Here is a 12,899-nt window from a genome sequence, read left to right as displayed (position 1 = left end):
TTGCTTTAATTTGCTGTATTTAATTTAACATTGTTGACGATTTCGGCAGCCGCGCGATCGCAAACCCCTAAATCTCCGAGACTTTCTCGCATTTGGCGATAGCCCGCTTTCATTTGCTGGCGTCGATCGGCATTTTGCAGCAATTCCAGTGCGTGTTTGACAATATTTTCCACAGTAGCATCGTCTTGCAGCAACTCCGGGACGATCGGCTTCATTTCCACCAAATTCGGCGGAGACATAAAAGGAATCGAAAATTTCAGTACGTGGCGAGCAATCATAGCCGTAATCCGACTGACGCGGTAGACGACAACTTGCGGAACATCGAGCAAAGCCAGCTCCAAATTAACAGTACCAGATTTAGTAATAGCCATATCGGCAGCAGCCAAAAGTTCCAGAGTTTGATTTTCCAACAAAGTAGCCCGCAAACCGTAATTCTCGATCGCCTCTGCTATTTTACTGCCGAAAGCTGGGTTAGCAAGCGGAATCCAAAAATGAACCTCGGGAAATTGGGCTTGAATAATTTGAGCAGCCTCAAATATAACCGGCATCAGGTACTTTAGTTCTTGCTGTCTAGAAGCCGGAATTAGAGCCACTGACACCTGTTCCGGCGCAATTCCCAACATTTTGCGGGCAACTTCCCGGCAGGGCGCAGATTGCATTCTATCCACTAAAGGATGACCTACCCAACTCACTTCGGCTCCTTTTTCCCGATAATAACTAGCTTCCTCGGGGAAAATTGCCAAAATGCGATCGGCAATACTGACAATCAGATTTGTATTGCGAGGAGAAATCGACCAAACCCATTCTTGAGGTGCGATATACCAAACCACGGGCAAATTTGGCAAACAGCGGCGAATATAGCTACCAATACCGAGATTTGGAGTCAAATAATCAATCAATACAACCACATCCGGGGGAAATTTTTTTAGATATTGTTTAGCTTTTTGCTGAACTTGGATTGTCGGCCAAATATACGGCACAGATTCTATAAGACCCATAGAACCAATACTGACAGTATCGCCTAAAATAGTAGCCCCAGCTTCCGCCATGCGTCCCCCACCCAAAGCTGTTATTTCTATATCCAAACCAGCGGCGACAGCATGACGTTTTAAGGCAGCAACTAACAAAGCTCCTTGCAAATCGCCAGAAACCTCACCAGTGCTGATAAAAATTTTCATATTTTCAATTAAATTCTGATTTTAAACGGGTGAAATTTGTTGTAACAACTCAGTCACAGCATCATATTGATCTGGCATATTAGCACAGCGCAGGAGTAATTCTAAATCGAGGTCTGGCAGAAATGTACTGCGGGTAATTTGCTCGTAATTTTCACCTCTCAAGCAGTAGAGAGATAACTGGTTGTTTTGCCAAAACCAAACTTCCCGAACTCCCAATCGTTTGTAAAATTCTAAAGTATCTATTCCGCCGCTGGTAATTACCACTTCAATAGCAATATCTGGGACTGTTTTTGGAGCACCTATATCATAGGAATCATCCGGCTCTTTTCTACCTCCCAACTCTCTGTTACCCAGAGTCGGCCCGCCCTTGCCGTAAAATCGAATCCCGCTTGCTCTCATGTATGCTTCTAGCAGCATACAGAGCGTTTTTTTGATGATTTCGTGTTCCGGGGAGACAGTCATAAGTTGCAGGATGCGATCGAGATAGAAAAATTTTACACCGCCGATATCTTTAAAGGCTGATTCGATCGCTTCAAATTGCTCCCAGCTAACATCTGATAACCTGATGCAGCCATCTTGTTCTGTTTCAAGAAATGTAGATTTGACTGAAGTATATACATTCATAGGGCCAGCATTGCTCTGTGGATAGATTTATTCTAGCCCATTCACTTTTTACCAGGAATCAAACCGCGCCGCCCTTTGCTGACAGACTGCTGCACAAATCTCCGCAGGTGTTGCAAGTGGGGATTTTCTGGCAACAAATCCAACTGTTCCAAAGCTTGATTTAGGGTGTAGCCAGAATGGTATAAAATCCGAAAAGTTTTCTTCAAAACTAGCAAATCTTCGGGGGTTAAACCGGCGCGTTCGAGGCCTATTTTGTTGATTGCTCGCACTCTCGAAGGATTTCCCTCGACTAGCATATAAGGAGGTACATCTCGATCGATCCTGCTCAAGCCGCCCACCATCGACAAGCGGCCGATGCGGACAAACTGGTGAACGCCCAAAACCCCGCTCAGTCTGGCTTGAGACTCGATTTTGACGTGTCCGGCCAAGGCTACGGCATTGGCGATAATTACCTGGTCTCCGAGTTCGCAATTGTGACCGACATGAACGTAAGCCATCAACAAATTACGATCGCCAATTGTGGTGCTTTCTCCCGCTCCTGTAGCGCGGTTGATTGTCACGTATTCCCGAATCACATTGCTGTCGCCAATTGTTACCCTAGTCAGCGAACCTTCATATTTCAAATCTTGAGGTTCCAGGCCAATCGCCGCACCGGGGAAAATTTGATTGTTAGCACCTATTTCTGTTAACCCATCGATAATTGCATGAGCGCCAATCTTAGTCTCTGGCCCGATTTTCACTCTTTCCCCAATTACAGCATAAGCGCCCACTTCTACAGTCGGGTGCAGTTCGGCGCGGGGATGAATCACAGCAGTTGGGTGAATCAAAGTAAGCATTTTTCAGTTGTTAGTTGTCCGTTGTCTGTTGTCCGTTGTCTGTTGACTGTTGTCTGTTGACTGTTGGCTGTTGGCTGTTGTCTGTTGGCTGTTGGCTGTTGGCTGTTGGCTGTTGGCTGTTATTAGCTACTGATTAGTCATTACCAATGCCCTGTTTGGCCTGTTTGCCCTGTTTGCCCTGTTTGGCCAATGCCCTGTTTGGCCAATTCCCAAATTTAATCTACCATCGAAAACATCAATTCTCCTTCACAAACTTTTTGTCCGTCCACTTCAGCTAGAGCTTGAATTTTTGCGAAGCGGCGGCGTTTTACCCACAACAATTCTACAGTCATCAGCAAGCGATCGCCCGGTACAACCTGACGCCGGAATTTGACCTTATCAATCCCGGTAAACATCCACAATCCTTGTTCGATGTCGGGTAACTGAGCCAGAACAATACCGCCAACTTGAGCCATTGCTTCAACAATTAATACTCCAGGCATAACCGGCCTTCCGGGAAAGTGCCCTTGAAAATGCGGTTCGTTGAAAGTGACATTTTTAATTCCTACAGCCCGCGCTCCCGGCACATAATCGAGAATCTTGTCTACCAGCGCAAGGGGATAGCGGTGAGGCAATATTTTCTGAATTTCTTCCAGAGTAAAAGTAGATTTAACCGCTGGAGAATCTTCACCGTTTTCGGCTGGAACGGATTCAGAATTAGCAGTGTTGAGGGTGTTAACTTCGGTGAGCGTGGACATTGCTTGAAGACTTGTGAGTGTGGTATGGAAGAAGGAAGAAGTCAGTAGTCATTAGTCAGTAGTCAGTAGTCATTAGTCAGTAGTCATCAGTCATTAGTCATCAGTCATTAGTGCTGTCGTCTCCGAGCTTTCCGTCCAACGTCATCAGGAAGATGGAAGATGGAAGATGGAAGGATTTAGTTATGTCGCCAGAGAAGCAATTCACTGCAATGAATTCAGCAATTAAGAATGTCCTAACTGCCTTGGCAGTTGCTAGATAAACGCAAGGGTTCGCACCTTGGTTTGTGAATTGTAACGGTGACGAATGCTCGAACCTTTTCTAACTTGTCTCTAGCACCGCCAAAGTTTGAGATTTCAGCGTTTGAGCAAGTTGGACGTGCAGGTTGTGACTGGCTTTGTAAGCCAAGTAGTGAGCTTTTGGCCAAGTTCCCAGCAGACTGAGGTCGCCTACTAAGTCTAAGATTTTATGGCGCACCGGTTCGTTGGCAAATCTCAAGGGCGGGTTGAGCCAGCCGGATCGATCGCAAACGAGGGCGTTATCTAGGGTACCACCTTTGATTAAACCTGCTTGTCGCAATTGGTCAACTTGGCGAGCAAGTCCAAAAGTACGGGCTGGGGCGATCGCCGTCGCAAAACTTTCTGCTTCTGGCGACCAACTGTACCATTGATTGCCGATCGCCTCTTCCTCAAAATCAATTCCGTAGCTAAACCGAGTTTGGGCCGACGGTAAAGCCGCCACAAAAGCATCCCCGTGACGAACCCAAATCGGCTCGGCGAGGGCGAATGATGCAGTGGGGTCTTCTTGGCATTCTTGAGGCACCAAGCCGGTACGGGCGATCGCCTCTACCCAAACCTCAGCAGAACCGTCCAGCAGAGGCAGTTCCGGGCCATCAACCTCAATTCGAGCATTATCGGCTCCCATCCCCGCCAAAGCGCCTAATAAATGCTCTACAGTGCGAATTCGATCGCCCGCAGCATTTGCCAGTTCAGTAGAAAGTGCAGTCTGACAAACCGCCTCAATTGTTGCAGGAATTCTGCGATCGCCCGACAAGTCAATTCTGACAAAATAGCGACCTTCTCCAACCGCAGCAGGCAAAACTCGGACGCGAGTTTCTGCGCCGCTGTGCAAACCAATTCCTGACAGTTCAAATTCAGATTTTAAGGTACTTTGAGTCATGAAAGAAGGAAGAGGGAAGAGGGAAGAGGGAAGAGGGAAGAGGGAAGAAGGAAGAGGGAAGAGGGGAAGAATTAGTAATTACCAATCACCCATTACCAATTACTTATTACTTATTACTCGTAACTAATAACAACTGACCACTGTCAACTGCCAACAGTCAACTGCCAACTTAGAACCGCTCACCAATCCCAAAGTGAATTTGATTGCCGCCACTGTCGTTGATACCGTAATCGATCCGGATCGGCCCTAACGGAGATTGAATCCGCACGCCGATCCCGTAACCGTAACCGCTACCGGGCTTTCCCCGGACACCGGCCGGGTCGCCGGGGACATCTTTGCCCGTGCCCAAATCGGTGCCAGCATCCAAAAATAGCGCTCCGCCGATAAACGAAATAATCGGGAAACGGTACTCAACGCTGGCTTCTAGGAAACTGCGGCCAGCTCCTACTTCGCCTTCGTCGTATCCGCGCACCGAGTTCGCACCGCCCAAGGCAAAAGCTTCGTAGGGAGGCAAATCTCCGAATACGGTGCCACCTTTAAAACTAAATGCCAGGGTTTGAGGGCCGGGGGTAAAGTTGGTGTACTTGACTGGTATGTAAAAGTTGTAGCTGGCCCGCAGGCGGTTGAACAGGATGCTGCCGGAACCTACAGGAATGGATTGTTCCATCCCAAACCTGAGCAGGGAACCGCTAGTGGGGCGGAGGGGGTCGTTGCGCCGATCGCGCACAGCACCTGCTTGGATTGTTGTCAAGTCGTCGGTGCCGGAATTGCTAAAACTTAGCTGGTTGCCGAGTTCGTCATCGGATTCGCGCCTGCCTTTGCGATCGGTAATTGAGACTCGCTGATACTGCAAGCCGAGTGAAGCAATCCACTCAGAATCGACAAAAGGATTGCGCGACAGGGGACGGGTGAAATTGATGCCGGCACCGGTGCGGACGATGCGGGGTCGATCGTTGTTGGGCAATCTGACTTCCCGTTCGCCGCCGTCAAAAATCACGCTGATCGATCGTCTTCTAAAAGCATTAATCGTATAAGAAGTCCGGTAAGGATCGCCCGCAATCCAAGGATCGGTAAAACTCAGGTCAAACAGCGTTTGCCGTTCTCCAATTTGTACTTCAGCCCCCAATTTCTGGTTCCTACCGAACACATTTTGCTGCTGGTAACTCACCGTACCGAACAAACCCGTAGCGGAACTCAAACCCGCACCCGCCGCCAGAGAACCAGTATTTTTCTCAATGACGTTGACAATTACTCTGGCCTTGCGGGGGTCAGTCGTGCCCGGTTCCAAAGCAAGCCGCACGTCTTCAAAAATCCCCAAACCAAACACCCGCCTCAAATCCCTTTCCGCCTTGGTGCGGTTAAAGATATCTCCGGGCTTGAGTTCTACTTCGCGGGTGACGACAAAGCGCTTGGTGTTGCCTCGAATCGGCTGACCGGTGGGATCGGTTGGTTCTCCTTCCTTGTTCAGGAAACGGACATCAACGGATTCGATCTGGCCTTCTGCCACTTGCAAGGTGACTGTGCCGTCGTCTGCTACTTGCGGGGCATCTGTGATTTGGCCCAAAACATAGCCGTTGTCTTGATACCACGCATTAATTTTTTTGACTCCCTCCTCAAAGCGGCGGAGGTTGAGAATTTTGCCGTACTGATCGCCGAAGCTTTCGTCAACTACGGTTTGGGGCAGCACTTGCTGGCCGGTGATTGTCACTTTCTGCAGCACTGGATTGGGCTGCACGATAAAAGTCACTCGCACGCCTAACGGGGTGTCTTCCGGTACTGCCCGCACGTTTCTGAAAAAGCCCGTGGCAAAAATGGCGTTGATGTCTTGTTGCAGTTGGCTGCGGTTGGTGGTGCGTCCCGGTTGAGTGCTGATGACTCGGTAAATCTCGGTTTCTAGGTCTCCCGTTGCCCCGGTGACGGTAACTTCGGCAACTAGCACTTGCGGTTCGGCCGCTTCGGCGGGTGCTGGGGTTGGTCTGGGCTGCGATTCTGCCGGGCCAGGGGGCAATGTGGGAACTGTGTTTGCCGGCGGTCTGGTGGGGGCCGGTCTGGGAATTTGGGCGTTTTGACCGATCGCCCCGGATGCGTCCGAAGTCGCTCTGGGAGAAACTTGTAGGTTTTGGGCGATCGTCCCCGCTCCCTCCTGTTTCCGAGGCTCTACTGCGACCCAGGCGGGCGTTACTGCCACTTCCGAAGGGAGGAGTTGGCTGTCTGGTTGTGCCTCTTGCAGCGCGTTTTGACTGCTAGGGGCGGGCGATGGGTTGGATGCTAGCTCGGGTTTGAGTTGAAGCTGGGGCGAAACCGGGGATGGCGAGTCTGTGACTCGGTTTGGTGGGTCGCGGTCGTCTTCTCCTCTGGCAGGGGCCGCCACTATTTTGAGGTCTTCGGCCAAGCTGCTTTTAGCTGCTTTTTTAGGGTTTTGAGAAGGATTTTGGGTTAATTCTGGAACCGGGCGATCGGGTAATTCGATCGACCCAACCGGAGGAACGGCCGCCACAGTCCCCTCTGCTGATTCAGAGTAGGATGTTTGACCGCTTGCCGAATTTGATAATCCGAATGTTGCTGAGACAGTAAGAACTGCCACCAATACAGCAGATAAGCGCATTTTTGTTCACTCTTTTGGGCAATCACACACACACGATATTAGTCATTAGTCATTAGTCATTAGTCATTGGTCATTAGTCATTAGTTATTGGTTATTGGTCATTGGTCATATCATGTCTGGTAGATTAACCGCAATCAGTAGGGTTCGCGCGTGCGTCCTGGCATACGCTTGCTTTGTCGCAGACTCGCATTCCGCACGCGCGAACCGTTTTTGTGATGGTAATCGATCGGACTTGATATCATTAGTCATTGGTCATTGGTCATTAGTCATTAATCATTGGTCAATGACTAATTACATCGGGAACATCTCAATGAGAGTAAAAACCTGTTGTAACAGTGCTGTCCCCGCTTTTGTCTGCTTGCTTATATATACAGCAAGCGGGGACAGCACTAATACAAGATCAAAACTGAGACGATCCCGCTGACATTCATCAAAAGCACAACGGCGACAAACTGTGCAATTGTAGCGCATTGTTAAGTGCTCTAAACTTTCTGAGCTAGAACCCGCTGGAGAACTTGCTGGTAAGCGGTTTCTACCGATCCCAAGTCACGGCGGAATCTGTCTTTGTCCATAACGCGCGCGTCGGGGTCAGTTTCTGCGTTGTCCCACAGGCGGCAGGTGTCGGGACTGATTTCGTCGGCGAGAATCAGGTTTTGATGTTGGTCGATGCCGAATTCTAGTTTGAAGTCTACCAGCGTGATGCCGCACTGGGTGAAAAATTCTTTGAGTATTTCGTTAATTTCGCGGGCGGCGATTTCTAGTTGTTCTACTTGTTCCGGGGTGGCTAGCTGCATTAACTGCAGTCTGCCCTGGGTCAGCAGGGGGTCTCCCAAATCATCGTTTTTGTAATAAAATTCCACCAGCGCCGGATTGACAATTGTACCCATCGCAATTCCGGTTTGTTTGCACAGACTACCGGCAGCAATGTTTCTGACTACAACTTCTAAGGGCAAGATGCGGACGCGGCAGACTCGCATTTGGTTGGGCGCTGGCGTGTCTATGAAGTGGGTGCGTATGCCTTTGGCTTCTAGCATCCGAAACAGGTGGGCGGATACGGCGCAGTTGATTTCGCCTTTCCCCACAATGCTGCCGCGTTTCTGGGCGTTAAAGGCTGTAGCGTCGTCTTTGAAGTGGGTCAGCAAAATTTCGCCCTCTTCGGTGGAGTAGAGGATTTTGGCTTTGCCTTCGTAGAGTTTGCGTCCGGCTGACATGGCGATTCATAATGTAGATGAGTTGTAGATTTTACAGTAGCTCGATCGCGCATTATTGGCGAGTGTTTGGCTCTCGGCAGCCCCGCCCCCGCCCCTCACAGGCGAGTACCTCTGTGGATAGATACTGCGATCGGTCTAGCCATAAATGATTCTTGACAACGCAAAATAGAGATTAGACCGGCTTTGTTCGCTATCCCCCGCGCCCGAACCCAAAAACGGTTCAACAGTTGCCAGCATTCAAGGTTGACAGCAAACAGTTAACAGTTACTTCGGACTTCTACCATTTTTTTAAAGATGTGCTATATAGATGAAGTCCTAGCCCCCCGATGCCTTGGGGGGGGTGAGATGTAACGCTACTTAATGAAATTGGTATTGCGCGCGCCAGGAAATTGTCAGCGAGGGAAATTAATGTTTCCTTGCACCATACAACGGGGAGGCTTTAAACCCATTTTTTCCGGTAAATCTTCAATCCAAAAATCGACGGAAACTCCCAACGCTCAAGAGTCGTTAAAACATATCTATAAAAAGACTGATTTATGGAAAAAAAAATTCATATCCTTTTGGTAGAAGATGACGAAGTAGATGTGATGAACGTCCAGCGAGCGTTCAAAAAAAATAACATCGTCAATCCGCTATACATGGCTGCCAACGGACTAGAAGCTCTGGCTATATTACGCCAAGAAGAAAAAATAGAACCTGTAATGCCTCAAACGCGCAGGTTGGTTTTGCTGGACTTGAATATGCCGAGAATGAACGGCATTGAGTTTTTACGAGAATTGCGGCAAGATCAAAATCTGAGATCGATTCCAGTGATCGTCCTCACAACTTCTAATGAAGATAGAGATAAAGTAGAAGCTTATAATTTGAATGTAGCTGGCTATATTCTTAAACCAGTCACTTTTTCTAATTTTGTAGAAGTTATGGGAACCCTCAACAGATACTGGATGCTGAGCGAAATTCCCTAGATTATGGAAAATTTAACAAAAAAGTTTCAAAGTGGCTTTTCTGATTTTTTAGCGGTGCATTTATTCTATTAGTCTTTGTATGCCACAGCTTTTTCTGATTAATCTCTAATTCTCTTGTTATGGACAAGCTTATTAAAATTCTGATAGTTGATGACGATGAAGTCGATCGGATGAGGGTCAAACGTTCGCTAAAGTCTGCTGGGGTTTGGGCAGAAGTTACTGAAGCAGAAGATTGTGCCGAGGCCCTCGCCACACTCTCGATCAGGAAAAATTCTAGCACAGCGGCCGATCAACTCTCCACACAAAATCAATCCTCACATTTAAGGAACGTTGAGGAGACAGACAACTCGCTGCTATTAAATCAAATATTTGAGTGCGACTTTGACTGTGTATTCCTAGACTACGGCTTACCGGACGGAGACGGACTTAGTTTAGTGAAAGATATACGAGAAGCTGGGATCAAAATCCCCTTAATTGTCCTCACAGGTCAAGGCGATGAACAAATTGCAGTGGAATTGATGAAGGCTGGAGCTTCTGATTATATCGTTAAAGGCAAGATGTCTCCAGATAGTTTGTCGCGCAGTTTGTTTAATGCACTTCGCGTTTACCGCGCCGAATATAAGGCGCTTCTGACGAGTCAAAAACTTAAGGAAAGTGAGGAACGCTACAGGTTAGTTGTAGAGGGGGTAAATGACGGAATTTGGGATTGGGATTTAAGTAAAAATGATGTTTATTGGAACGATCGCCTTTTGGGAATGATCGGGTTGTCGCGCTATCAATTTGGCAGCACGATGGATGCTCTATACAGCCGCCTGCATCCAGAGGACAAGGACGGCATCATTCGGGCGATCGGGGATCACTTAGAACAAGGAATTGACTACAATGTAGAATTCCGACTGCTGCATTCATCCGGTGCTTACCGCTACTGCACTTCTCAGGGAAAAGCTCAGCGGAATGCGCAAGGAAAAGCACTGCGGATGGCCGGCATAATTAGCGACATTACCGAGCGCAAACAAGCCGAAGATGCTCTAGAAATAGAAATGCAGCAATTGAAACAAATTATTGCTTGCGTGCCGGTAGCAATGGCGATGTTCGATACTCAAATGCGCTATTTAGTTAACTCTCACAAATGGCTGACTCAATTTAATTTGGAGTGGCAGTCTCTGACTAATCTCAGTCATTACGAAGTGTTTCCAGATACGCCAAATCGCTGGAAAGTAATGTATGAAGAAGTGCTCAAAGGCGAGATAGTTTCTTTCAGCGAAGATGCTTGGGAACGAGCAGACGGCTCTGTTTTGTATTTGCGCTGGGCTGCTCATCCTTGGTACAATCCCGACGGCAGAGTGGGGGGAATGGTGATGGTAGCGGACAAGATTAATGAATTGGTGGAAGCGCGGGAAACTGCCCTAGAAGCAAGCCGGGTGAAATCGCAATTTTTGGCGAACATGAGTCACGAAATTCGCACTCCGATGAATGGGGTTTTGGGGATGGCTCAATTGCTGTTGCTGGCTCCTCTGGAACCGAAACCGCGCGAGTGCGCTCAGACTATTTACCGCAGTGCTGAACATTTGCTGAGCGTGATTAATGACATCCTAGATTTTTCTAAGATTGAAGCTGGAGAAATGCGGCTGGAAAAAGCTGATTTTGATTTGGATAGCTGCATTGAATCTGTGATAGAAATGGTAGCGCCTTTGGCAGATGAAAAAGATATTGAATTAAATATTTTAGTTGATAGTTCGGTGCCGAAAAAGTTGGTGGGCGACTCGGGCAGGCTGAAGCAAATTTTGATAAATTTGACTGTAAATGCCATAAAATTTACCGATCGCGGTCAAGTTTTTATTCACGTTACTGTCAAGCGGAGAAAACAACTGGTAGAGGGCAAAGAAGATATTAAATTGCTATTTTCAGTCCGGGATACTGGGATTGGAATTTCGCCGGAAGGGCAGACAAAGCTGTTCCAATCTTTTTCTCAGGTAGACGATTCTCCTACTAGACCTTACGGCGGTACGGGTTTGGGTTTGGCGATTTGCAAGCAGTTAGTGGATATGATGGAAGGCGACATTGGAGTTCGCAGTTTGCTAGATAGCGGTTCGACTTTTTGGTTTGCTGTACCTTTGGAAAAACAGTTGCAAGTTCAGCCTCAATCGCCCGAACTAGCAGGTAAGAAGCTGTTAGTAGTATCTGGAAGCGCTTTGAGGAGGGCAGCGGTACGATCGCTCGCTCAAAGTTGGGGTGCTCGCTGCGATGAAGCAGAAACTGCTGCTGATGCTTTGACTTGGTTGCAAAATTCTCGGGGCGGGATTTCTGAGGATTCGGGGGAAGGGGAAAAATGCTGCGATGCGGTGCTTGTGGATTTGCAAATGCCGGATTTGGATGCGGAGGAATTTGGTTTGAAAGTGCGATCGCTCTCAACAGTTGACTCGTTAATCGCCATGACTGCTTTGCGGGAACAGGCGAAAGCGGAAGCCCTTTGCAGTGTGGGTTTTAGCGGCTATTTGATCGAGCCGGTGCGGCCTTCCCGCTTGCTTGAGGCTTTGCTGGCCCCCGTTAAGGAAAGGGGAGAGTTTGACAGCTTGGAGGCTGCTAATAGTCGCAATTTTCCAGCAGCTAATTCTCAATACGTTACTTCCAATTCGCCCTCATCGCTGAAAATTTTGCTGGCGGAAGACCACCCGATCAATCAACAAGTTATAGTCGAACAGTTGGCAGCTTTAGGCTATCGTGCTGACTGCGCCGCCAACGGTCAAGAAGCGCTGGATTTGTTGGCAGAAAACAACTACGATCTAGTGTTGATGGACTGTCAAATGCCGGTACTTGACGGTTACGCAACTGTGCGAAAGTTGAGGGAACGAGAAAAGGGCGATCGGCATACTTTTGTGCTTGCTTTAACAGCTCACGCTTTACCGGGGGAACGAGAAAAGTGTCTGGCGGCGGGGATGGATGATTATCTCAGCAAACCAGTAGATTTAGATGCTTTGGCGGCGGCACTGAACAAGTATGAAGCCCAAAACGCTCATTTTAAAAACTATGGAGTTCAAAATATTAATTTGGTAGAACCGGAGATAGCGGTAACATATTATACAGAAACCTCCCAAAAAGTAGAGGTGGCCGCTGTGCCGGCATCAAGGGCGATCGCGCTTCAAACTTGGGAACACGGAGACTGTGACGGACTGTTCGACAAAAGCAGATTGGAGCAACTCCGACGAGTTAATATTAAATTGCCCGATCGCCTTTTGCAAGCATTTGTAGGAAACGCGCAAGCTGATGTGGCTGCTGCCAAAATAGCCGTAGAAGCTAAAGATTGGCCAACTGTGGAATATCAAGCACACCGTCTCAAAGGAACTGCTGCAAATGTGGGAGTTGCCCTGATGTCGGATTTGGCCGCACAATTAGAGAATTATGCCCGAAGCTTTCAATCTGAACCCGCAGCGGCTCAATTATCAACTATTGAGGTAGTTCAAAAAATATTAGTGAGTTTATCCAGTCATTTAGCGCGGGTTCGAGAATTTGTAGAAACTCGAATATTTGGTTAAAAATATGTTAATCTGTCGTCATAGTCGAACGTA

Annotated in this window: 9 protein-coding genes; 2 read left to right on the top strand and 7 right to left on the bottom strand. The window is 48.0% G+C overall.

Annotated elements, in window-relative coordinates; translation table 11 throughout:
* Nucleotides 1-5 precede the first annotated feature (5 nt).
* The 7 genes from lpxB to purC all read right to left on the bottom strand — a co-directional run bounded on the left by lpxB (nt 6) and on the right by purC (nt 8,368).
* Complete coding sequence (gene lpxB, locus QT998_RS23025; RefSeq protein ID WP_333092729.1) at nt 6-1,178, bottom strand: lipid-A-disaccharide synthase; 1,173 nt, start codon at nt 1,176-1,178, stop codon at nt 6-8.
* A 21-nt stretch (nt 1,179-1,199) separates the two neighbouring features.
* Nucleotides 1,200-1,802: a Uma2 family endonuclease gene (locus tag QT998_RS23020; protein WP_333092728.1), complete on the bottom strand. Its 603-nt coding sequence runs from the start codon at nt 1,800-1,802 to the stop codon at nt 1,200-1,202.
* Between the two features lie 41 nt (nt 1,803-1,843).
* The gene (gene lpxA, locus QT998_RS23015) at nt 1,844-2,638 is read right to left on the bottom strand and encodes an acyl-ACP--UDP-N-acetylglucosamine O-acyltransferase (protein ID WP_194069583.1); all 795 of its coding nucleotides are present in this window, start codon (nt 2,636-2,638) and stop codon (nt 1,844-1,846) included.
* Between the two features lie 215 nt (nt 2,639-2,853).
* On the bottom strand, nt 2,854-3,375 hold the full coding sequence (fabZ, locus tag QT998_RS23010; protein WP_333117934.1) for a 3-hydroxyacyl-ACP dehydratase FabZ: 522 nt from the start codon (nt 3,373-3,375) through the stop codon (nt 2,854-2,856).
* Between the two features lie 319 nt (nt 3,376-3,694).
* Nucleotides 3,695-4,552, bottom strand: coding sequence for a UDP-3-O-acyl-N-acetylglucosamine deacetylase (lpxC, locus tag QT998_RS23005; protein WP_333092725.1), 858 nt, complete (start codon nt 4,550-4,552; stop codon nt 3,695-3,697).
* 169 nt (nt 4,553-4,721) lie between these two features.
* Complete coding sequence (locus QT998_RS23000; RefSeq protein ID WP_333092723.1) at nt 4,722-7,157, bottom strand: BamA/TamA family outer membrane protein; 2,436 nt, start codon at nt 7,155-7,157, stop codon at nt 4,722-4,724.
* Between the two features lie 482 nt (nt 7,158-7,639).
* A complete protein-coding gene (purC, locus tag QT998_RS22995; RefSeq protein ID WP_333092722.1) occupies nt 7,640-8,368 on the bottom strand; it encodes a phosphoribosylaminoimidazolesuccinocarboxamide synthase in 729 nt (242 codons plus the stop codon).
* Between the two features lie 536 nt (nt 8,369-8,904).
* Between purC and QT998_RS22990 the strand changes: the two genes are divergently transcribed.
* Both QT998_RS22990 and QT998_RS22985 read left to right on the top strand, forming a co-directional pair.
* Entirely contained in the window at nt 8,905-9,333 is a 429-nt protein-coding gene (locus QT998_RS22990; RefSeq protein WP_194008343.1) for a response regulator, read from the top strand.
* 119 nt (nt 9,334-9,452) lie between these two features.
* Nucleotides 9,453-12,866, top strand: coding sequence for a response regulator (locus QT998_RS22985; protein ID WP_333117932.1), 3,414 nt, complete (start codon nt 9,453-9,455; stop codon nt 12,864-12,866).
* Nucleotides 12,867-12,899: the final 33 nt, after the last annotated feature.

The sequence above is a fragment of the Microcoleus sp. S1D4 genome (assembly GCF_036700765.1).
GTDB lineage: Bacteria > Cyanobacteriota > Cyanobacteriia > Cyanobacteriales > Microcoleaceae > Microcoleus.
Note: the sequence above shows the minus strand (reverse complement) of the source record. Positions and strands in the feature narration are given on the sequence as shown.

Coding starts and splice junctions, on each gene's coding strand:
- lpxB (WP_333092729.1), bottom strand. CDS start 1,178: ATGAAAATTTTTATCAGCACTGGTGAGGTTTCTGGCGATTTGCAAGGA.
- QT998_RS23020 (WP_333092728.1), bottom strand. CDS start 1,802: ATGAATGTATATACTTCAGTCAAATCTACATTTCTTGAAACAGAACAA.
- lpxA (WP_194069583.1), bottom strand. CDS start 2,638: ATGCTTACTTTGATTCACCCAACTGCTGTGATTCATCCCCGCGCCGAA.
- fabZ (WP_333117934.1), bottom strand. CDS start 3,375: ATGTCCACGCTCACCGAAGTTAACACCCTCAACACTGCTAATTCTGAA.
- lpxC (WP_333092725.1), bottom strand. CDS start 4,552: ATGACTCAAAGTACCTTAAAATCTGAATTTGAACTGTCAGGAATTGGT.
- QT998_RS23000 (WP_333092723.1), bottom strand. CDS start 7,157: ATGCGCTTATCTGCTGTATTGGTGGCAGTTCTTACTGTCTCAGCAACA.
- purC (WP_333092722.1), bottom strand. CDS start 8,368: ATGTCAGCCGGACGCAAACTCTACGAAGGCAAAGCCAAAATCCTCTAC.
- QT998_RS22990 (WP_194008343.1), top strand. CDS start 8,905: ATGGAAAAAAAAATTCATATCCTTTTGGTAGAAGATGACGAAGTAGAT.
- QT998_RS22985 (WP_333117932.1), top strand. CDS start 9,453: ATGGACAAGCTTATTAAAATTCTGATAGTTGATGACGATGAAGTCGAT.